The organism is Streptomyces pseudoechinosporeus (assembly GCF_054783935.1).
Genome location: NZ_BAAGPS010000026.1, coordinates 127831 through 149003, shown reverse-complemented (window position 1 = coordinate 149003; position 21173 = coordinate 127831). Strand labels below are relative to the sequence as shown.

Annotated in this window: 18 protein-coding genes; 11 read left to right on the top strand and 7 right to left on the bottom strand. The window is 69.4% G+C overall.

Annotated features, from left to right (window positions below; genetic code table 11):
* Window positions 1-57: 57 nt before the first annotated feature.
* The 5 genes from ACYVO6_RS28300 (at window position 58) to hemB (ending at window position 6507) form a co-directional block, all read left to right on the top strand.
* On the top strand, window positions 58-816 hold the full coding sequence (locus tag ACYVO6_RS28300) for a redox-sensing transcriptional repressor Rex (protein WP_461065961.1): 759 nt from the start codon (window positions 58-60) through the stop codon (window positions 814-816).
* Complete coding sequence (locus tag ACYVO6_RS28295) at window positions 813-2552, top strand: glutamyl-tRNA reductase (protein ID WP_461065959.1); 1740 nt, start codon at window positions 813-815, stop codon at window positions 2550-2552. The genes ACYVO6_RS28300 and ACYVO6_RS28295 overlap by 4 nt, the downstream gene beginning before the upstream one ends.
* A complete protein-coding gene (hemC, locus tag ACYVO6_RS28290; RefSeq protein ID WP_461065957.1) occupies window positions 2549-3529 on the top strand; it encodes a hydroxymethylbilane synthase in 981 nt (326 codons plus the stop codon). Before ACYVO6_RS28295 ends, hemC begins: the two co-directional genes overlap by 4 nt.
* Window positions 3526-5205 carry a bifunctional uroporphyrinogen-III C-methyltransferase/uroporphyrinogen-III synthase gene (locus ACYVO6_RS28285; protein ID WP_461065955.1) on the top strand — a complete coding sequence of 560 codons (1680 nt, stop codon included), beginning with the start codon at window positions 3526-3528 and terminating at the stop codon, window positions 5203-5205. Before hemC ends, ACYVO6_RS28285 begins: the two co-directional genes overlap by 4 nt.
* A 309-nt stretch (window positions 5206-5514) precedes the next feature.
* On the top strand, window positions 5515-6507 hold the full coding sequence (hemB, locus tag ACYVO6_RS28280) for a porphobilinogen synthase (RefSeq protein ID WP_461065953.1): 993 nt from the start codon (window positions 5515-5517) through the stop codon (window positions 6505-6507).
* A gap of 186 nt (window positions 6508-6693) precedes the next feature.
* Here the strand turns inward: hemB and ACYVO6_RS28275 are convergent, their stop codons facing one another.
* From ACYVO6_RS28275 to ACYVO6_RS28265, 3 genes are read right to left on the bottom strand one after another with little or no spacing between them, the layout of a single operon-like run.
* Window positions 6694-7296, bottom strand: coding sequence for a response regulator transcription factor (locus ACYVO6_RS28275; protein WP_461065951.1), 603 nt, complete (start codon window positions 7294-7296; stop codon window positions 6694-6696).
* 3 nt (window positions 7297-7299) lie between these two features.
* Window positions 7300-8436, bottom strand: coding sequence for a sensor histidine kinase (locus ACYVO6_RS28270; protein ID WP_461065949.1), 1137 nt, complete (start codon window positions 8434-8436; stop codon window positions 7300-7302).
* Between the two features lie 22 nt (window positions 8437-8458).
* Window positions 8459-8677, bottom strand: coding sequence for a hypothetical protein (locus tag ACYVO6_RS28265; protein ID WP_461065947.1), 219 nt, complete (start codon window positions 8675-8677; stop codon window positions 8459-8461).
* A 166-nt stretch (window positions 8678-8843) separates the two neighbouring features.
* On the opposite strand from ACYVO6_RS28265, the gene ACYVO6_RS28260 reads away from it, so the two are divergent.
* The 3 genes from ACYVO6_RS28260 to ACYVO6_RS28250 all read left to right on the top strand — a co-directional run bounded on the left by ACYVO6_RS28260 (window position 8844) and on the right by ACYVO6_RS28250 (window position 12661).
* The gene (locus tag ACYVO6_RS28260; RefSeq protein ID WP_461065945.1) at window positions 8844-9725 is read left to right on the top strand and encodes an ABC transporter ATP-binding protein; all 882 of its coding nucleotides are present in this window, start codon (window positions 8844-8846) and stop codon (window positions 9723-9725) included.
* 194 nt (window positions 9726-9919) lie between these two features.
* Complete coding sequence (locus ACYVO6_RS28255; RefSeq protein WP_461065943.1) at window positions 9920-10639, top strand: ABC transporter permease; 720 nt, start codon at window positions 9920-9922, stop codon at window positions 10637-10639.
* Between the two features lie 123 nt (window positions 10640-10762).
* Window positions 10763-12661, top strand: coding sequence for a CocE/NonD family hydrolase (locus ACYVO6_RS28250; RefSeq protein ID WP_461065941.1), 1899 nt, complete (start codon window positions 10763-10765; stop codon window positions 12659-12661).
* A 300-nt stretch (window positions 12662-12961) separates the two neighbouring features.
* Here the strand turns inward: ACYVO6_RS28250 and ACYVO6_RS28245 are convergent, their stop codons facing one another.
* Window positions 12962-13180 carry a hypothetical protein gene (locus ACYVO6_RS28245; RefSeq protein WP_461065939.1) on the bottom strand — a complete coding sequence of 73 codons (219 nt, stop codon included), beginning with the start codon at window positions 13178-13180 and terminating at the stop codon, window positions 12962-12964.
* Window positions 13181-13313: 133 nt separating this feature from the next.
* Between ACYVO6_RS28245 and ACYVO6_RS28240 the strand changes: the two genes are divergently transcribed.
* On the top strand, window positions 13314-14216 hold the full coding sequence (locus ACYVO6_RS28240; RefSeq protein WP_461065937.1) for an SAM-dependent methyltransferase: 903 nt from the start codon (window positions 13314-13316) through the stop codon (window positions 14214-14216).
* A 21-nt stretch (window positions 14217-14237) separates the two neighbouring features.
* Here ACYVO6_RS28240 and ACYVO6_RS28235 read toward each other — a convergent pair whose 3' ends face one another.
* Together ACYVO6_RS28235 and ACYVO6_RS28230 are read right to left on the bottom strand one after the other, a co-directional pair.
* Window positions 14238-15164: an aminoglycoside phosphotransferase family protein gene (locus tag ACYVO6_RS28235; protein ID WP_461065935.1), complete on the bottom strand. Its 927-nt coding sequence runs from the start codon at window positions 15162-15164 to the stop codon at window positions 14238-14240.
* Window positions 15165-15318: 154 nt separating this feature from the next.
* Window positions 15319-16143 carry a helix-turn-helix transcriptional regulator gene (locus ACYVO6_RS28230; RefSeq protein ID WP_461065933.1) on the bottom strand — a complete coding sequence of 275 codons (825 nt, stop codon included), beginning with the start codon at window positions 16141-16143 and terminating at the stop codon, window positions 15319-15321.
* A gap of 199 nt (window positions 16144-16342) precedes the next feature.
* Here ACYVO6_RS28230 and ACYVO6_RS28225 point away from each other — a divergent pair, with 199 nt between their 5' ends.
* The gene (locus ACYVO6_RS28225; protein WP_461065931.1) at window positions 16343-17167 is read left to right on the top strand and encodes a hypothetical protein; all 825 of its coding nucleotides are present in this window, start codon (window positions 16343-16345) and stop codon (window positions 17165-17167) included.
* On the opposite strand, the gene argS is transcribed toward ACYVO6_RS28225, so the two are convergent.
* Window positions 17145-18917, bottom strand: coding sequence for an arginine--tRNA ligase (argS, locus tag ACYVO6_RS28220; RefSeq protein ID WP_461065929.1), 1773 nt, complete (start codon window positions 18915-18917; stop codon window positions 17145-17147). The genes ACYVO6_RS28225 and argS overlap by 23 nt on opposite strands.
* 490 nt (window positions 18918-19407) lie before the next feature.
* Here argS and lysS point away from each other — a divergent pair, with 490 nt between their 5' ends.
* Window positions 19408-21153, top strand: coding sequence for a lysine--tRNA ligase (gene lysS, locus ACYVO6_RS28215; protein ID WP_461065927.1), 1746 nt, complete (start codon window positions 19408-19410; stop codon window positions 21151-21153).
* Window positions 21154-21173 lie beyond the last annotated feature (20 nt).

The window sequence follows — 21173 nt, the reverse complement described above, 5'->3', positions numbered from 1 at the left end:
CGGGGCGGTCTGGGGACGTGTGACCGCCTGCAGCCCCGCTCTACCCGCAGGAGCACCGTGGCAACTGGCCGAACTCACCGACCGGCGACCCGCAGCCGAGGGATTCCCGAGGCCACCGTCGCCAGGCTTCCGCTGTACCTTCGTGCGCTGACCGCACTGTCGGAGCGCTCGGTACCCACGGTCTCCTCCGAGGAGCTCGCGGCCGCCGCGGGGGTCAACTCCGCGAAGCTGCGCAAGGACTTCTCGTACCTCGGTTCATACGGGACGCGCGGGGTGGGCTACGACGTCGAGTACCTCGTCTACCAGATCTCCCGCGAGCTGGGCCTCACCCAGGACTGGCCGGTTGTGATCGTCGGTATAGGTAACCTCGGCGCGGCGCTGGCCAATTACGGCGGCTTCGCCTCGCGCGGCTTCCGGGTCGCAGCCCTCATAGACGCCGATCCCGCGATGGCGGGGAAGCCCGTCGCCGGGATCCCCGTGCAGCACACCGACGACCTCGAGAAGATCATCAAGGACAACGGCGTGTCGATCGGTGTCATCGCGACCCCCGCGGGCGCCGCCCAGCAGGTCTGCGACCGGCTTGTCGCCGCGGGTGTGACGTCCATCCTGAACTTCGCGCCGACCGTGCTCTCCGTGCCGGACGGCGTCGACGTACGCAAGGTCGATCTCTCCATCGAGCTGCAGATCCTCGCCTTCCACGAGCAGCGCAAGGCCGGCGAAGAGGCCGAGGCCGTGATCGAGGCCGAGGCCGCAGCGGCGGCGAAGGAGACCGGGAAAGGGCCCGACGGGGATGTCCCCGCCGTGATGCCGGCATGAGTCTTCTCGTCGTCGGGCTGAGCCACCGCAGCGCTCCGGTCAGCGTCCTGGAGCGGGCCGCGCTGCCCGCGGACACACAGATCAAGCTCCTCCAGGACACCATCGCCGCCGAGCCGGCCACCGAGGCCGCGGTGCTCGCCACCTGCAACCGGATCGAGCTGTACGCCGACGTGGACAAGTTCCACGCGGGTGTCGCCGAGCTCTCCACGCTGCTCGCGCAGCACAGCGGGGTAGGACTCGAGGAGCTCACGCCCTATCTGTACGTGCACTACGAGGACCGGGCGGTTCACCACCTGTTCTCCGTGGCCTGCGGGCTCGACTCGATGGTGATCGGCGAGGGCCAGATCCTCGGCCAGATCAAGGACGCGCTCGCGACCGCGCAGGAGCTGCACACGGCGGGGCGGCTGCTGAACGACCTGTTCCAGCAGGCGCTGCGGGTCGGCAAGCGCGCCCACTCCGAGACCGGCATAGACAGGGCCGGACAGTCCCTGGTGACGTTCGGCCTGGAGCAGCTGACCTCGGGGGCGGACGTCCAGGGCTGGGCCGCCGGCAAGCGTGCCCTTGTGATCGGCGCGGGCTCCATGTCCTCGCTGGCCGCGGCGACGCTCGCGCGTGCCGGGGTGGCCGAAGTGGTCATCGCCAACCGCACGCTGGACCGCGCCGAGCGTCTCGCCGCCCTGCTCGAAGAGCAATATGGACGACGCCTGACAGAAGATGGCGATACGGACGTGGCGGCCCGCGCGATACCGATGGAAGCGGTGCCGGTCGAGCTGACACGTGCCGACGTCGCGGTGTCCTGTACCGGCGCGACGGGTCTTGTTCTGACGGCCGAGGCGGTCGCCGAGGCGGTCGAGGGCCGTACGGGTGCGCCCGCCGAGGAGCGCGCGGCCACCCCCCGAGTCGTACGCGCGGACCTTCCGCCCACCAGCGTCGGCACCGACGACGGCTGTCCGCTGGACCTGTCGGCCGTGCAGGGCGCCACCGGCTTCTCCGTCATGGGAGAGGCCGCGGTGGCGGGCCTGGATGCGGCGGCCCTGGAGCAGCACGCGGCCTGGGTGGACAACGCGACGGTCGACCGCCGCCGCCGTGCACACGACGCTCGTACGCCCGAGTCCGACGCCGACGTCATCGCCGCGCTCGCCGCGACCGCGGCCGCCATCGGGCGCGTGCCCGAGCGTCGTAAGCCCGAGCCCGTCGCCCTGGCCCCGCGCCCGGCGCCCGTGCTCTCGCTGCTCGACCTCGCCATGCCGCGCGACATCGACGCGGCCGTGCACCGGCTGCTCGGAGTGCGCCTCGTGGACATCGAGTCGCTCGCCGAGGCCTCTGCCGACGTGCCGATGGCGGCGGACGTGGACATGGTCCGGCGGATCGTGTCCGACGAGGTCGCCGCCTTCGGGGCCGCCCAGCGGGCCGCGCACATCACACCGACCGTCGTCGCGCTGCGCACCATGGCCGCCGATGTCGTCGCGAGCGAGATCGCGCGGCTCGACGGGCGGCTGCCCGGGCTCGACGAGAAGCAGCGGGGCGAGATCACCCAGACCGTACGGCGCGTGGTGGACAAGTTGCTGCACGCGCCGACCGTACGGGTCAAGCAGCTCGCGGCCGAACCCGGCGGCGCCGGGTACGCGGACGCGCTGCGGACCCTGTTCGACCTGGACCAGGAGACGGTCGACTCCGTCTCGCGGGCCACCGATGACATCAACACCGAGAACGCCAAGAACCGAGGGCGAGCATGACTGAGCGGCGAACGGGGCCGGAACGCGGCCCCCTGAGGCTGGGGACACGGCGAAGCAAACTCGCCATGGCCCAGTCCGGACAGGTGGCTGACGCCGTGAGCCGGGTGACCGGGCGGTCCGTGGAGCTCGTCGAGATCACCACGTACGGCGACGTCTCGCGCGAGAACCTCGCGCAGATCGGCGGCACGGGCGTCTTCGTGACCGCGCTGCGCGAAGCGCTGCTGCGCGGCGAGGTCGACTTCGCCGTGCACTCGCTCAAGGACCTGCCGACCGCGCAGCCCGACGACCTCGCGCTGGCCGCGGTGCCGGTACGCGAGGACGCGCGGGACGTGCTGGTCGCCCGTGACGGGCTGAACTTCGCCGAGCTGCCGAACGGCGCCCGCGTGGGCACCGGTTCGCCGCGCCGCATGGCCCAGTTGAACGCGTACGCGCGCTGCCACGGGCGGACGATCGAGACGGTCGCGATCCGGGGGAACGTCGACACCCGGATCGGGTACGTGCGCGACGGCGAGCTGGATGGCGTCGTACTGGCCGCCGCCGGACTCAACCGGATCGGCCGGATCGACGAAGTGACCGAGTTCCTCTCGGTCGACATGGTTTTGCCCGCCCCCGGCCAGGGGGCTCTCGCGATCGAATGCGCCGCGGACAACGCGGACCTCGTCGCGGCGCTCGCCGCACTCGACGACCCGGTCACCCGGGCCGCCGTGACCGCCGAGCGTTCCCTGCTCGCCTCCCTGGAGGCCGGCTGCAGCGCACCTGTGGGCGCGCTGGCCGACCTGCTGGCCGACGGGCAGATTGTCAAGGAAATGCGCCTGCGCGGCGTCGTCGGCACGACCGACGGCTCGACGCTGGTGCAGTTGTCCACCACCGGTCCCGTGCCCGAGACACATGACCAAGCAATGGCGCTCGGCCGTGAACTCGCTGCCGAGATGCTTGCCAAGGGCGCGGCCGGTCTGATGGGGGAGCGAGCACATTGAGCCCCACCACCCTTCCCGCCGGCCTGGAACACGGCTCCGTCACCTTCCTCGGTGCCGGACCCGGAGATCCGGGACTGCTCACACTGCGCGCCGTTCAGGCGTTGGCGAACGCGGATGTCCTGGTCGCCGAGCCCGAAGTGCTCGACGTCGTCCGTACGCACGCCAGACAGGGCGTGACCGTGCTGGACACGGAATCGGGCCCGGACACGCCTCAGCTGACGGTGGTTGACGGCGCGTCAACAACCGCTGGTGTCCCCGCGTCGAGGGACGCGGCCCATATTGTCATGGAGGCCGCACGCAGCGGCAGGCGGGTGGTACGTGCCGTCACCGGTGACCCCGGGCTCGACACCTACGCCGCCAAGGAGATGCTGGCCTGCGCCGCCGCGGGCGTGCCCTTCGAGGTCGTACCCGGTATCGCCGCGGCCGTCGGGGTGCCCGCGTACGCGGGTGTTCCGCTGCGCGACGCGCAGGGCGCGGACGTACGGTTCGTGGACGCGGCCACGGCCTCCGGGCGGCTGTGGACCGAGGTCGGCTCGTCCGACGGGACCGTCGTCGTCTCCTCGACCCTCGACTCCGTCGGCGCCGCCGCGAGCGAGCTGGTGGCCGCCGGACGCAAGCCCGATACGCCGCTGACCGTCACCATCGCCGGTACGACCACCCGGCAGCGGACCTGGTGCGCGACGCTCGGCACCATCGCGCAGACGCTGAAGCAGGCGAAGGTGCTGCCCTCGCCGGACGGTGGCCGCCCGGTGATAGCCGTGGTCGGTGAGCATTCCGCCGCCGCCCAGCGCGACCAGTTGTCGTGGTTCGAGTCCAAGCCGCTGTTCGGCTGGAAGGTCCTCGTACCGCGTACGAAGGAGCAGGCGGCGTCGCTCTCCGACCAGTTGCGGTCCTACGGGGCCGTGCCGCACGAGGTGCCGACGATCGCCGTCGAGCCGCCGCGGACGCCTCAGCAGATGGAGCGGGCGGTCAAGGGGCTCGTGACCGGCCGGTACGAATGGATCGCCTTCACCTCGGTGAACGCGGTCAAGGCCGTACGGGAGAAGTTCGAGGAGTACGGGCTCGATGCGCGCGCCTTCGCGGGCATCAAGGTGGCCGCCGTGGGCGAGCAGACGGCCAAGGCGCTCGTCGCCTTCGGCGTGAAGCCGGACCTGGTGCCTTCGGGGGAGCAGTCGGCTGCGGGGCTACTTGAGGACTGGCCTCCGTACGACCCGGTCTTCGACCCGATCGACCGGGTGTTCCTGCCGCGGGCCGATATCGCCACGGAGACGTTGGTGGCCGGGCTGATCGAGCTGGGCTGGGAGGTCGACGACGTCACGGCGTACCGGACGGTGCGGGCGTCGCCGCCGCCTGCCGAGACCCGTGAGGCGATCAAGGGCGGCGGTTTCGACGCGGTGCTGTTCACGTCGTCGTCGACGGTGCGGAACCTGGTCGGTATCGCGGGCAAGCCGCACAACGTGACGGTGATCGCGTGTATCGGTCCGGCCACGGCCAAGACGGCGGAGGAGCACGGGCTGCGGGTCGATGTCATGGCTCCGGAGCCGTCTGTGCACAAGCTGGCGGAGGCGCTCGCCGACTTCGGCTCGCGCCGGCGGGCTGCTGCGGTGGAGGCCGGGGGGCCGGTTACGCGGCCCAGCGAGCGGAGGCCGGGGTCGCGGCGGCGGCGTACGACGTAGCTCCCGCTGGGGGTGCGGTTTGGAAGCTGCGGGTTCGTTGTGGCTGGTCGCGCCCGCGCGGCGGAGCCGCACATCGATACGGCCCCGCGCCCCTTCGGGGCGCTGGTCGCGCCCTCTCTCACGCCGCCGCCGGCGGCACCGTGTGGCCGAAGCGGAGCAGGTTTGTGGGGTCGTAGGTCGACTTGGCGTGGCGTAGGTGGTGACTCTGCTGCGGAGCCGGATCGTGGGCGCGGAGGGCCGGGAAGCGCCCGGTGATCCCCGACTCCGCGTCGGCAAAGGTGGTCCTGGGGCGGGCGTAGCGTAGAGGGCATGACGAAGTACGGATCCTTCCCCGGGACGCGGCCGCGGCGGCTGCGTACCACTCCCGCCATGCGCCGCATGGTTGCCGAAACCCGGCTGCACCCGGCCGACTTCATCCTCCCCGCGTTCATCCGCGAAGGCGTCGCCGAGCCGGTGCCGATCGCCGCGATGCCCGGGGTCGTGCAGCACACGCGGGACAGCCTGAAGAAGGCGGCGCTGGAGGCGGTGGAGGCCGGGATCTCCGGGATCATGCTGTTCGGTGTGCCGGAGGAGTCCAAGAAGGACGCCCTCGGGACGCCGGGGACCGACCCGGACGGGATTCTGCAGGTCGCCCTTCGTGACGTACGGGCCGAAGTCGGCGACGAACTCCTCGTCATGTCCGACCTCTGCCTCGACGAGACCACCGACCACGGCCACTGCGGCGTCCTCGACGAGCAGGGCCGCGTCGACAACGACGCCACGCTCGAGCGGTACGCGGAGATGGCTCAGGTGCAGGCCGACGCGGGTGCGCACGTGGTGGGGCCGAGCGGGATGATGGACGGTCAGATCGGCGTCATCCGCGATGCGTTGGACCAGATCGGCCGCGAGGACGTCGCCATCCTCGCCTACACCGCCAAGTACTCGTCCGCCTTCTACGGGCCGTTCAGGGAGGCCGTTGCCTCGTCGTTGAAGGGCGACCGTAAGACGTATCAGCAGGATCCCGCCAACGTACGGGAATCCATACGGGAGTTGGCTCTCGATCTGGAGGAGGGCGCCGACCTGGTGATGGTCAAGCCGGCCGGCCCCTACCTCGACGTCCTCGCCCGGGTCGCGGACTCGGTGGACGTACCCGTGGCCGCGTACCAGATCTCCGGCGAGTACTCGATGATCGAGGCCGCCGCCGAGAAGGGCTGGGTCGACCGGGACCGGGCGATCCTGGAGACGCTGACGGGGATCAAGCGGGCGGGGGCCCAGAACGTTCTGACGTACTGGGCCACGGAGGTTGCGCAGAAGCTGCGGTAGCGCTCCGCTGGGTGTGCGGTTCGGAGAGCTCGGTTGGTTCTGTGGTTTGACGGCTGCGGGTTCGTTGTGGCTTGTCGCGCAGTTCCCCGCGCCCCTTGAAGGATGGCCTGCGGCCTCCTTCAAGGGGCGCGATAGCGCGCCGGACTTCGGCAAGTCCGGCCATGCCGGCACCGGCCCCGCCCGTCTCTACAGCCAGTCGTGTTCGCGTGCGTAGCGCGCTGCTTCGTGGCGGGTTCGTGTCTGGGTCTTCTGCATGGCGTTCGAGAGGTAGTTGCGTACAGTGCCTTCCGCCAGGTGGAGGCGGGTGGCGATATCGGCGACGGAGTACCCGGCGCCGGTCGCTCGCAGGACGTCGATCTCCCGGTCGGTGAGAGGGCAGTCGTCGACGAGGGCGAGTGCGGAGACGTCCGGATCGATCCAACGCTTGCCCTCGTGCAGAGTGTTGATGACCGACGTGATGTGCGCGGGTTCCGCCGACTTGCTGACGAAGCCCTGGACTCCGAGTTTCAGGGCTTTGCGGAGCACCCCGGGCCTGGCATGGCGGGTCAGCATGAGGATCACCTGGTCCGGCCGCGCACGGCGGATCTCTGCGACAGCGCCGAGTCCGTCCACACCGGGCATCTCCAAGTCGATGACGAGCACGTCGGGCCTGTGTCGGAGCGTGGCCTGGACGGCTGATTCGCCGTCCTGCGCTTCGGCGAGCACGGTGATCTCGCCCTCAAGGGTCAGCAACGACGCCAGCGCCTTGCGGAGAAGGGCCTCGTCGTCGGCGAGTACCACGGTGGTCATCGGTCAGTCCTTCCGCGCCGCGGAGGGCAGCGCCGCTGAGCGAAGGGGCGGAAACGCCGCAGCCGTGAGGAAGCGTCCGTCCTTTTGCTCCACCGTCAGTTCGCCTCCGTTGTCGCCCACTCGTTCCTTGAGGGTGGCCAGTCCGCTGAGCCCGGGAAGGGGAGCCTCCCGGGCGCCGTCGTTGACGATGGTGATGCCCGACTCCGAGAGAGTGATCCGCACTCGCGTGGCTTGTGCGTGGCGCAGGATGTTGGTCGTCGTCTCGCGGAGGACCTGGCCGAGCAGCCCGTTGACTCGCTCATCGACGTCGGCCTCACGGTTGACGCGTACGTGAATGCCCGCGGCCTCGAAGAGGTTCTTCGCGTTCTCCAGCTCCACGGACAGGTTGAGCCGTCGCTGTGCGTAGGCGAGTTCCTTGGTCTGGGTGATGGTGTCGCCGACCAGGGCGCGCACCTCCCGTAGTTCCTCCTCCGCCCGCCCGATGTCGCTGCGCACCAGCTTCTCGGCCAGCATGACCTTCAGCTTCACCACATGCAGCGTGTGGCCCTGGATATCGTGCAGATCGCTGGCGAAACGTATGCGTTCCCGGACGACGGCCAACTCCGCTTCGCGTTCCCGTGATTGCTCCAGCTCCTCGACGAGGTCGTAGAAGACCTGGCCGGCGAACATGCTGCCCGTCACCACCACCGTGACACCTGCCGGAATGAGGGCGTAGCGGATCAGGGCGTCGGGCACATCTGCCGGTGACACCAACAGCCTGGCCGCGCCCACCACGGCGACGAAGGCGATCAGCCCGACGGCGGCCAGGACGCGGTGGCGCGGTAGCTTGGGGGCGTACAGGGGTCCCACGACGGAGATGCCGTAGAACGCCGTATGGCCGTCCACCACCAACACTCCGGCGAGCCACACCATCGCGGTGATGATCAGGCACGGGAGTACGACCCGGGGAATGCCGTCCGCTGTCCACCGGATGGAAGCCACCAGCGCCGCGGTCACGCCCAGGCTCAGGATGACGGCGTGCCACCACGTCCGGGCATCGACCGCCACCAGCAGTGTCCCTACGGAAGCGGTCACCACGACCATCGTGGTGACGTTCAGTCTGCGCAGCCGTTCCCGCGTTCCCGCACGATGCTCGGACATCAGATGTTCCCCCGCTTCGGCCTCACCGCTGGGTCTTCACGCTGAGCAGCGGGATCGCCAGAGCGCTCGGCACGGCGAGGGCCGCGGCCGTCCACATCAGCCACTGGTTGTTCTCGAGCCAGGACTTCATGTCGTCAGGGTAGAGACCGAAGCCGAGGTGGTGGAGGAAGTAAACCGCGCAGACCACAAGGAAGACGGCCGTATTGGCCGTCAGCAGAATGCGCAGGGGGCTGGTGTCCATGTGCGGCTCTCCGTGATCGAACAGCAGAGTCTGCCCTGCAGTATTCTTCCGGCTCCGTGGGTGGCACCAGTGACACTGCGTCATGGGTTCGCCCCCAGGAATGTCATGGCGACGTGATGACGCCATGCCACTGCCGGGCGAGCGTGACGACGGCTGAGATCGATGCATGACCTCGACACCCGTCATCGACGTTGAACGTCTGAACCTCAGCTACGGCGACTTCCACGCCGTGAAAGACCTGTCCTTCCAGGTGCGGAAGGGGGAGCTCTACGCACTGCTCGGCACGAACGGGGCCGGTAAGACCTCGACCCTGGAGACCGTCGAAGGCCACCGCACGGCCACCTCGGGCACCGTGCGGGTCTTCGGGCAGAGCCCGCGTGACCGGCGCGCCGTGCGGCCCCGGATGGGGATCATGCTGCAGGAGAGCGGATTCTCCCCGGATCTGACGGTGAAGGAATCGGTCCGGCTGATCGGAAAACTCTCCCAGCGTACGGACCGGGTCGAACGCGTACTCAGCATCGTCGACCTCACGCACAAGGCCGGCACCCAGGTGTCCCAGCTCTCCGGCGGTGAAAAGCGACGTCTGGACTTCGCCACCGCCGTGTACGGGAAGCCTGAGCTGATCTTCCTGGACGAGCCCACCACCGGCCTGGACATCCAGTCCCGGGACGCTCTGTGGGACGCCGTGGACAAGCTGCGCGAAGACGGATCCACCATCGTGCTCACCACGCACTACCTGGAAGAGGCTCAGCAGCGCGCCGATCGCATCGGGCTCATGCACAAGGGCGCCTTCCACCAGGAAGGGACCGTCGCCGAGCTGACGCAGACCCTGCCGGCCGCGATCCGCTTCTCCCTGCCGGCCCCCGCACCGGCGCTACCGCTGCAGGCCACACGCGAGATCAACGGGACGTTCCTCATCCAGACCTTCGACCTGCCGAAGGACCTCTACATCCTGCTCGGTTGGGCGCACGCCAACGCGGTGGAGCTGCGGGAACTCCAAGCCGGACCGACTCGGCTCGACGACGTCTTCCGCTCCATCGGCAGCTGAGCGCTCCGCGCGAAGTGCGGTAAGAGGTGCGGCCGGTTCTACACCGCGGGTTCGTTGTGGCTGGTCGCGCAGTTCCCCGCGCCCCTGCAAAGAGGGGCCTGCGGCCTCCTCTTTGCAGGGGCGCGGTAGCCCACCGGACCTCACCAAGGCCGCTCAGACCATCCCCGGAACTTCCCTAGAAAAGGACCTTCCCCATGCTCTCAATCGCTCTTGGCGAGCTGATCCAGATCTTCCGGAACCGGCTGGTTCTGGTCACCAGTTTCATCATGCCCGTAGCGGTCAGCGCGTACTTCATCTACCAGCACGAAGTCTTTGCGGACCTGGGTAGCCTCGGATACATCGCGGCGGTGGTGATGTTCACCGTGGGCGCGTTCGGGCTCTACACCACCACGGTGACCACTCTGGCCTCGCGCCGTCAGAACCTCTTCCTCAAGCGGCTGCGCTCCACCCCGGCGAGCGACGCCGGCATTCTCTCCGGGCTGATGCTCCCGGTCACCGTCCTCGCACTGGTCCAGGTGACCGCGATCCTCATCGTGCTGGCCGCGGTCGCCGGCGGGCCGACGAATGTTCTCCTCCTGGTGGCGGCGGTCCTCTCGACGGTGATCATGATGCTCGGCCTGGGACTGGCCACGGCGGGGCTGACGAACTCCCCCGAGCACGCCCAGGTGACCACGCTGCCCGTCAGCCTCGGCACCATCGCCGTGGCCAGCTGGGTAGGGATCACCGGCACCGAGGAGCTCACCCTGCTCAAGCGGCTGCTCCCCGGCGGCTCGGCCACCGAGCTGGTCCTCAACGCCTGGAACGGCGGCGTTCCCGTGACGGACTCCCTGCCTCTGCTGCTGCCCACCCTGAGCTGGGTCATCGTCGCCGTCGCGCTGGCCTCCCGCCTCTTCCGCTGGGAACCGCGCCGCTGACCACCCCGCGTGTCCGCGGCTGCCCCTCGCCGTCCTGCGGGCGGCGGGCCGGGTCTCTGCCCAGTCGACACCCCCGTATCGCTCCGCAGCCCAACTCTGTCCGCACCCAGCTCGGAGGAGCAAGTGAAGAAAATACGCGCGGCCGCCTGGGCCGCTTCCGTACTCGTCACCGCCTCAGCCCTGACCGGCACGCTCACCGGTCCTGCCGCGGCCACCTCGGGCAAGGCGTCCGAGCCCGCCGCCACGGCGCAGCAGCCTGCGGGGGGCTTAGCCACCGCCACCGATGGCGTCACGCACGAAGAGAACGACCGCGTCCCGGAGGGTTCCATCTGGACGCAGCACTACTTCCCGTCCTCGGACGGCTCCGGTATCGAGTTGCACGCCGACGTCCTGCTGCCGGAGAAGCTGCCCCAGGGCGAACGGGTGCCGGTCATCCTGTCGGCGGGCGCCTACTTCGGGCACTCCGGGCAGATCGCCCCCGAGGCCTGGAAGCACACCGGCCCCTCGAACCGCTTCCAGGACTTCATCGAGGGCACCGACCTGTTCGACCAGGGCTACGCCTTCGTCATGGTGGACGTGCGCGGCTTCGGCGGTTCCACCGGCTGCCTCGACTTCGGCGGACCCGGCGACCAGGCCGACATCAAGGCCGCGATCGACTGGAGCGCGAGCCGGCCGTGGTCCACGGGCGCGGTGGGGATGTACGGCAAGTCGTTCGACGCGCTCACCGGCCTCATCGGGAACAACCTGGACCAGGACGCGCTCAAGGCCGTCGTCGCCCAGGAGCCCGTGTGGGACAACCACCGGCTCATCCACTCGGGCGGCGTGCCCCTTTCGCGGGTCGTCACCACCGCCACCACCTACAACACCATCGCCACACTCGAACAGATGCCGGACGACGACGCGCGTTACCGGGCCAATTCCCGGTACGAGCACAGCCATTCGGAGTGCCTCACGAAGAACCTGGCCGGGTATCGCATCGCCGACCCGGACAACGCGTACTGGACTGCTCGCGATGCGGCGAAGAAGGCCAAGGGCACCGACACCCCGCTGTTCTTCACCCAGGGCTTCATCGAGGACAACACCAAGCCCGAGGGGATGCAGGAGTTCCTCGCCAACCACGAGGGCCCCGAGCGTGGATGGGTCGGCCAGTGGGACCACGTGCGCGGCAACGACCGCACTGATGACGGGCGCCTGGCCATGGGGCGCGAGGGCTGGTTCAAGGAGACGCTCTCCTTCTACGACCAGTACCTGAAGGGCACCGAGCCGGAGGTCCGCTACCCGGCCTACGCCGTCGAGGACAACACCGGCGCCTGGCGCGCCCAGAAGACGTGGCCGGTCGTGGAGAGGTCCGCCACCCTCCGGCTCGGCGGCGGCTCGTACGTGGACGACGGCGGCACCTCCGCGATGCCGGCCCTGGACCCGTCCGGCAAGACGAAGCCGCCGAAGGCCGCGAAGCCGTCCGGCAAGGGGGACTTGGAGAACGCCTCCAGCAGCGTGCCGGCCGTCCCGAAGGGACTGGCCGAGGCGCAGGTGAAGAGGCAGAAGGCCGGTGAGGTCACGTCCAGCTTCTTCAAGTGGTCCAAGCCGGTCGATCAGGCCACGCGTATCACCGGCACCCCCCGCCTCTCCATGACCGCCAAGGGAGAGGGAAACGTGATGGTCAAGCTGTACGACGTGGCCAAGGACGGCACCGCCGTCATGTTCGACGAGCAGGTCTCCCGGCTGGACTCGGACCGGCCGGTCCTCGACCTCAAGTCGACCGACTGGATCCTGAGGGCCGGACACACCCTGGCCGTGGAGATCGGTTCCGTGCAGACCGGCGACTGGCTCGACACACCGTCCCAGCAGAAGGTCAAGATCAAGGACGCGCGGCTCGAACTGGCCCTGGACGACCCGGCCGACGACGTCGCCACCGGCGGCGAGCGCTCACCGTACCTGGACACCTATCTGAGCCAGTACACGGTGCAACTGCCCGCCGGTCCCCCAGCGTTCACGGTGCCTCCGGCCCGCGACGACCGCTGATCCGCTGTCGCTGCGCCGCGCGTGAGCCGTCCCGGTCGCCCCTGCCAGGCGCGACCGGGACGGCCGTGCGGGGCGTTGAAGGGCTGTCCGCCGCAGCCTGCCGAGCAGCAGCCCGCGCCAGAACCAGTCGTACTCGTGAAGACGACGGAAGGCGTCCTGTGTGGCGGTGGGTCCTGGGGGTGTGCAGTCCACGGCGTGAGCATTTCTCCCCGTCGTGTTCACGCGTCGCTCGTTTGAGCGCCTGAAGGGCATGCTTCCGCTGGGTGTTCACGCTTTCTGCGAGTAGGGGGCCGTGCTGCCTCAGGCCGGGCGGGCGTCTCGTTCTCTCAACCGGGCGATGTCCTCTGCGTGTTCGCTTACGCGGACGCTCACTGTGCCAGTCGTGAAGAGGATCGCGCCGACGATCGAGACCGGGACGGAGAGGGCGAGTACGGCGACGGTCTCCGGCCAGTCGCGTTCGGACGCGCACCAGTCGCCGCGCCACTTGCCCGAGTTGGCCGTGCCGTCCTCCGTATTCACGGTTTGAGCGCGGGCCCACCGGGACCCCGTCCAAGCCGAGCGCAGCGGCCGGGCACCATCAAGTCGCGCCAGAAGTTAGGTTGTTGCCGATTTGATGAGCTGCGTTTTGATGAATTGAAGAGGGAAGGTCTCCATGAGCGGTGATGCTCTCAGCCAGGACCCAGCCGAGCTGAGGAGGCGGATCGACACCACCAAGGCGCACCCGGCACGCGTCTATGACGTCTTCCTCGGGGGCAAGGACAACTACCCCACCGACCGCGCCGCCGCGGCAGCGGCGCTCGCGGCCAATCCGCGTGGTTACCTCGATGTACGGCACAACCGTGACTTCATGCGGCGGGCCGTGACCCGGCTGGTCCAGGAGGACGGCATCCGGCAGTTCCTCGACATCGGCACGGGGCTGCCGACCGCGGAGAACGTCCACCAGATCGCCCAGCGGATCATCCCCGAGTCGCGGGTCGTGTACGTCGACAACGACCCGGTGGTGCTCGCGCATGCGCGCGCCCTGCTGACCAGTGGGCCCGAGGGCCGTACGGACTACATCGACGCGGACTTCAAGAACCCCGCGCAGATCCTCGAACTGGCCGCGAAGACCCTCAACTTCGACGAGCCGATCGCGCTCGCGCTGGTGGCGATCCTGCACTTCGTCGAGGACGAGGAGGCGTACCCGGTCGTACGCGAGCTGATGGACGCGCTGCCGTCCGGGAGCCGTCTCGTACTCAGCCACATCACCGAGGACCTCAACCCGGAGAAGATCCGCGCGGTGCAGCGGACGTACACCGAGCGCGGGTTCACGTTCGTGCTCCGCTCCAAGGACGAGGTCGAGCGGTTCTTCACGGAGACGCCCGGCGTACAGCTGGACGAGCCCGGTGTCGTCCCCGTCCACCACTGGCACCCCAGCCCGGCGCCCGCCCCCGAAGCCGTGGCCCCGGCCGACTTCGAGACCCTCGACGACATCGAGAAGATCCGCTACCGGGACATCAACGACGTGACGGACGCCGACATCAACGTCTACGCGGCGGCCGGCCGCAAGGCATAAAGACAGAGGGCCGGGGCGCCGTCAGTACGTGCCGAACCAGGTCTCCGCGAGCGCGTCCAGCGTCGGCTTCGGCGGGGCAGGGAGTTCGCGGAGGCACCAGGGCAGATTGCTGTAGATGTGCAGGAGGGCGTACGCCATGAGGGTGCGGGGGTTGAACGGGGGGCGGCCGTACGCGTCGTAGAACCGCTTGAACAGGCGTGGGTCGCAGCCCGTCAGGAACAGGCCCGCGCCGACGAAGTCGTACGCCGGGTCGCCGATCATGGCCGGTTCGAAGTCGAACAGGCCAGTCAGGCGCCAGCCGTGGGGGTCCACCGTCAGGTGCTGGCGCGTGAACTCGGTGTGCAGGAGCACGCGTCGCGGCGGAGGCGGCAGCGGGACCGTGTCCAGGAACCAGGGGATCTGTTCCAGCCACGCCTGCGAGAGGCCGACGGCCCGCTGCTGCTCGACCGCCTGTGCCCGCTGCGCGGCGATCAGCGTGCGCCAGTCCGCCGGGCCCACGGCGGTCGCGATCGGTGCCGGGTTCACGGCGTGCAGCGCGGCGAGGGTCTCGGCGGCCTCCGTGATGATCCGGTCCCGGTCCGCGGAAGGGATCCGCGGCCACTCCTGATCGAGGTCCACGCCGGGCAGACGGGACATCAGGACGTAGTGCCAGCCGTTCTTGTACGCGCCCGCCGAGTGCAACTGCGGTGTGGGAATCGGCAGTTTGCCGTACAGGTGGCTGAGCACCTTCTCCTCACGTACGCACTCGTCCTGCTCGAACGCGGGATACAGCTTGACCACGTGCGCCTCGCCGATGGCGTACACCGGCAGCGAACCCTCCTCGAAGCGGACGATCCGCTGCCCGGCCAGGCCGAGTCGTTCACACAGGTCCGCGACGGCGGGGCGCAGCAGCGCCTCGTCGCGGACGACATGGTCCAGTTCCTCGCCGGTCTCCACGAGTGGCAGCATGGGTGCTCTCCCAGCTAGCGATCCAAAGCGGTCCAAAGCGATCAACAGGGCTCTGTTTTCCCCGGAGTTGGGGTCCCTCGGAGGTGGGGTTCCTCGGTCGAGGGCCTGCGCCGCGCCCCGCAGCATCGCATACTTCGGGACATGATCAGACACTTCAACCTTTGGCCATAACTTGCAGTGTCTTTTCCTCCGGCGAGCCAGGAGCGGCGGTGTAGACGAGCAGTGCCTGATCCGGGTCCTGGGGGAAGTGCGTGATCTCGTACGAAAGGGTGAGGGGGCCGGCCTCGGGGTGGTCGACGCGTTTCACTCCGTAGGACTTCGTGCGGACGGTGTGGTTCTCCCAGTGCCGCCTGAACTCCTCGCTGTGCGTGGTGAGTTCGTCGACCAGCCGGCACAGCTCCGGATCCTCGGGGAAGCGGCCGGCCGCGATCCGGAGATGGCCCACGACCTCGCGGGCGATGAGGTCCACGTCCGGGTAGCGGGGGCCGATCTCGGGGTGCAGGAGGTGGAGGTACGCCAAGTTGCGCTCGTCGCGGGGGAGTTCGGCGAAGTCGGTGATGAGAGCGGAGGCGGCGCGGTTCCAGGCGAGTACGTCCATACGACGGCCGAGGACGAGTGCCGGAGCCGTGATCCAGTCCAGGAACTGCCGCACTCCGGGGCGCGGGGCGTCGAAGGTGTCGCCGGGGTCGTCCTGTGGTTTCCGCGGGCGGGCCAGGCGGAAGAGGTGGTCCCGCTCGTCCTTGTCCAGGCGCAGCGCCTCGGCCACCGCGTCCAGGACCGCGTCGGACACGCTGTGATTGCGGCCCTGCTCCAGGCGTACGTAGTAGTCGACGCTCACGCCCGCCAGGTGTGCCAGCTCCTCGCGTCTCAGCCCCGGTACGCGGCGCAGTCCCGCGCCCGAGGCGAAACCCACGTCCTCCGGGCGGATCCTGGCGCGCCGCGAGCGCAGGAACTCGCCCAACTCCCTGTGTGCACCCATACGTTCATTGTCACCGTGGGTGGGGGCGATGGTCCCTGGGTTTCGTGGACCCCGGGCACGGCGGGGTGGCGGGAGAACGGGAGCGGGGTGGTGAGCATGGGAGGGCGGTTGACGGTTGACGGCTTGCCGAGGAGAGGTGGGGCCTGTGCGGTACGGGAGCTTCGGGACACGAGGACGGCGACGGCGTGGAGTCGCTGCGGTGGCGGCGGCGGTGGCGGGGCTGGTGCTGCTCGCGGTGCCCGCGCAAGGTACGGAGGGCGCGGCCCGTGCGGGAGCGGGCGGGGCCGGGGCGGAGGGGGGCCCGGTGCCGCCCGATCCCGCGCCGGGCGGGCCGCAGCGGCCGTACGAACCCGATGTCCCGGGCCCGCGCAACATCGACGCCCTGGCCGGTGAGATCACCTCGGACGGCGGTACGTCCGGCATGGGCGTCCTGGTCGGCTTCGACCGGACCAGCCGGGCCGAACCGGCGGGGCCGCCCGCCGCTCCCCGCCGCTTCGTGTTCCTCTTCGACGACTCGCTCGGCTTCCGTCCGGACGCCTTCCCGACCTGCGCCCGTACGACGGTCGAGACGGGCGGCGTCGCCGCCTGCCCCGCCGCTTCGCTGGTCGGACGCGGGACCAGCCACCTCTACCCCGAGGGCACCGCGGAGGTGTACGCCGTCAACACCCGCCACCCGAACGGGATGCGCGGCGCCCTCGTCGTCATCCCCGCGAACGGCACGATCCTCGAACTGACCTGGGAGCCGGTCACCGCGCCGTACCGCAAGCTCGGCTACCGCTGGGCCCTCGACGAGATCGTGCCGCCCAGCCCCACCCCACCCGAGCAGCGCGTCGGCACCCGCCGCTTCGAGCTGACCTGGGGCGCCACGCGCCGCGTCGGCGACCGCACGGTCAGCTTCGCCTTCGCCGAGAGCAAGGCGAAGCCCGGTGCCGAACTGCGGCTCGGTCTGTGGAGCGAGTTCGTCACCGGGCAGGTGGTGCTGCCTCAGGCAAAGGCAGCGTTCACAGACGCTCGGGCGTCCTGATGCCCAGCAGGGCCATGCCCTGGTGGAGGGTCTTGGCCGTGATGTCGCACAGGAATAGACGGTTCTCGACCTGGGCCGGGGTCTCCGCCTTCAGGACCGGGCACTTGTCGTAGAACGACGTGTACAGGGACGCCAGTTGGTACAGATACGCCGTCAGCTTGTGCGGCGCGTACTCGGCGGCGGCCTCCGCGACCGTCTCCGCGAACCGGTCGATGTGCAGGCCCAGGGCCCGCTCGGCGTCGGCCAGTTCGAGCTCCGGGTGCGCGGCCGGTTCGGTGGAGCCCGCCTTGCGCAGGATGGACTGGATACGCGCGTACGCGTACTGCAGGTACACGCTCGTGTCGCCGTTCAGCGACACCATCTGGTCCAGGTCGAACTTGTAGTCGCGGCTCGCGGACGTCGACAGGTCCGCGTACTTCACCGCGCCGATGCCGACCTGCGCACCGCGCTCGGCGATCTCCTGCTCGGACAGGTCCTGCGCCTTCTCCCGTACGACGGCCGAGGCACGCTCGATCGCCTCGTCCAGGAGGTCGACGAGGCGGACCGTCTCGCCCTCACGGGTCTTGAACGGCTTGCCGTCCTTGCCGAGGACCGTGCCGAACGCCAGCTGTACGGCCTTCGTGTCGCCGTTCAGCCAGCCCGCCCTGCGTGCCGTCTCGAACACCATCCTGAAGTGCAGGGACTGGCGGGCGTCGACCACGTACAGCAGGGTGCTCGCCTTCAGGTTGAAGACGCGGTCCCTGATCGCGGAGAGGTCGGTCGCCGCGTAGCCGTAGCCGCCGTCCGACTTCTTCACGATCAGCGGGACCGGGTTGCCGTCCGGGCCCTTGATGTCGTCGAAGAACACGCACAGCGCGCCCTCCGAGCGGACCGCGACGCCCGACTCCTCGAGCAGGCGGCACGTCTCGTCCAGCATGTCGTTGTAACCCGACTCCCCGACGATGTCCGGGTCCTGGATCTCCATGTCCAGCTTGTCGAAGACCGAGAAGAAGTAGATCTTCGACTCGTCCACGAACTTCTGCCACAGCGCCAGGGTCTCCGGATCGCCCGCCTGAAGGTCGACCACCCTGCGGCGCGCCCGCGTCTTGAACGCCTCGTCGGAGTCGAAGAGCGTGCGGGACGCCTTGTAGAGGCGGTTCAGGTTCGACATGGCCTCCTCGCCGGAGACCTCGCTGTCCTTGTGATCGAGCTCGTGCGGGTGCTCGATCAGGTACTGGATGAGCATGCCGAACTGGGTGCCCCAGTCCCCGATGTGGTGCCTGCGTACGACCGTCTCGCCGACGAACTCCAGGATCTGGACCAGGGCGTCGCCGATGACCGCGGAACGGAGATGGCCTACGTGCATCTCCTTCGCCACGTTCGGCTGGGCGTAGTCGATGACCGTGGTGCCGGGGTTCTCCACGTACGGCACGCCGAGGCGGGCCACCGGGTCCGTCGCGCGCTGCGCGAGGTTCTCGACGATCGCCCTGTCCGTGATCGTGATGTTGAGGAAGCCGGGCCCTGACACCTCGATGTCCTTGATCACATCACCGGTCACGACCCGCTCGACGACGCCGCTCGCCAGCTCCCGAGGGTTGGCCTTCGCCTTCTTCGCCAGCGCCAGGATTCCGTTGGCCTGGAAGTCGGCTCGGTCGCTCCGTCGCAGCAGGGGGTCGACGTCGGTGTCGGCACCGGCCGCCGGGAGGGCGGCCGTGAGCGCGGCCGCCAGGCGCTGGTGGACGTGGGCGGTGAGGGACGTGACCGAGGCCATGGGGTGGGTGCCGTTCTCGTCTTGGGTGCGGGTGGATGTCGCCAGTATCCCATGGGGGGTAAAGCGGTTTTTTGTGCGCGCGGATGGGGGTTGGGCGGGTTGTTTCGCCCCCGCCGCCCCTACCCGTCCCGTCCCTGGGGCCGGCCCCAGAGCCCCTTCGGGGCTCCGCCCCGGACCCTGTTCGGGGGCCAGCCCCCGGACCCCCGCTCCTCAAACGCCGGAGGGGCTGATTTTCCGCGGCCTGGGCTGATTTCCGCAGCTGAGGTTCCGCTGCCCAGGCGGAACTTTGCAGCCCAGTCCCGCATCAATCAGCCCGTCCGGCGCTTGAGGACGAGGCCGCAAGGCCGATGGGGGTCTGGGGCGAAGCCCCAGGGACGGGGGCCGTGAAAAGGCGTTTTCGTGGATGGTGGCGGAGCTGGGAGAATGGGGTGGTCAGCCCGGCGGAACAACGTCGCGCCGGGCGATGGCGAAACCCTGAGGAAAGAAGGACGTGCCGATCGTGGGTCAGAGCACCGAGACCACCGACTGGGTCTCCCGTTACGCGGATGAGGTCATCGAGGAGTCGGAGCGTCGGGCCCCGGGCAAACCCGTTGTCGTCGCGTCCGGGCTCTCGCCCTCCGGGCCCATCCACCTGGGGAATCTGCGGGAGGTCATGACGCCGCACCTCGTCGCCGACGAGATCCGGCGGCGCGGGCACGAAGTCCGGCATCTGATCTCCTGGGACGACTACGACCGGTACCGCAAGGTGCCGAACGGCGTCGCCGGGATCGATGAGTCATGGGCCGAGCACATCGGCCGCCCGCTCACCTCCGTGCCCGCCCCGAAGGGCTCCCCCCACCCCAACTGGGCCGAGCACTTCAAGTCCGCCATGATCGAGGCCCTGGGCGAGCTGGGCGTCGAGTTCGACGGGATCAGTCAGACCGAGCAGTACACGACTGGCGTCTACCGCGAGCAGATCCTGCATGCCATGCGGCATCGCGCGGACATCGACGCGATCCTCGACCAGTACCGCACCAAGAAGGCCCCGCCCAAGAAGCAGCAGGGGCAGAAGCCCGTCGACGCGGCCGAGCTCGAGGCCGCCGAGGGGTCGGGGGCCGCCGCCGAGGACGACGGGACCGGATCCGCCGGGTACTTCCCGTACAAGCCCTACTGCGGCGGCTGCAACAAGGACCTCACCACGGTCACGGCGTACGACGACGACACCACCGAGCTGACGTACACCTGCACCGAATGCGGCTTCTCGGAGACCGTCCGGCTCAGCGAGTTCAACCGCGGCAAGCTGGTGTGGAAGGTCGACTGGCCGATGCGCTGGGCGTACGAGGGCGTCGTTTTCGAGCCCTCCGGCGTCGATCACTCGTCCCCCGGCTCCAGCTTCCAGGTCGGCGGACAGATCGTCGGCAGCATCTTCGGCGGCAAGCAGCCCATCGGCCCCATGTACGCGTTCGTGGGGATCTCCGGGATGGCGAAGATGTCGTCCTCCCGCGGCGGCGTGCCCACCCCGGGCGACGCCCTGAAGATCATGGAGCCCCAGCTCCTGCGCTGGCTGTACGCCCGCCGCCGCCCCAACCAGTCCTTCAAGATCGCCTTCGACCAGGAGATCCAGCGGCTCTACGACGAGTGGGACAAGCTGAACGCCAAGGTCGCCGACAGCACCGCCCTGCCCGCCGACATCGCCGCCCACTCCCGCGCCGTACGAACCGCAGCGGGCGAGCTTCCGAAGACCCCGCGGCCCATGCCGTACCGCACACTCGCCTCCGTCGCCGACATCACCGCAGGCCACGAGGACCAGGCCCTGCGCATCCTCAGCGACCTCGACCCCACCAACCCGCTCGCCTCCCTCGACGAAGTACGGCCGCGATACGACAAGGCCGAGGCGTGGATCAACACCCACGTACCGGCCGAGCAGCGCACCGTCGTCCGTCACGAGCCGGACGTCGAACTGCTGAAGTCCCTCGACGACCAGGCCCGCGAATCGCTCCGGCTGCTGCTGGACGGGCTCGACTCGAACTGGTCCCTCGACGGGCTGACACACCTCGTGTACGGCGTGCCCAAGGTCCAGGCCGGGTTCCCCCCGGACGCCACGCCGAAGGAACTGCCGCCGGAGATCAAGGCCGCCCAGCGTTCGTTCTTCGCGCTGCTCTACCACCTCCTCGTCGGCCGCGACACCGGGCCCCGGCTGCCCACGCTGCTGCTCGCGGTGGGGGCGGACCGGGTACGGAAGCTGCTCGGCGCGTAAGAGCTGGTGATACGTGGTTG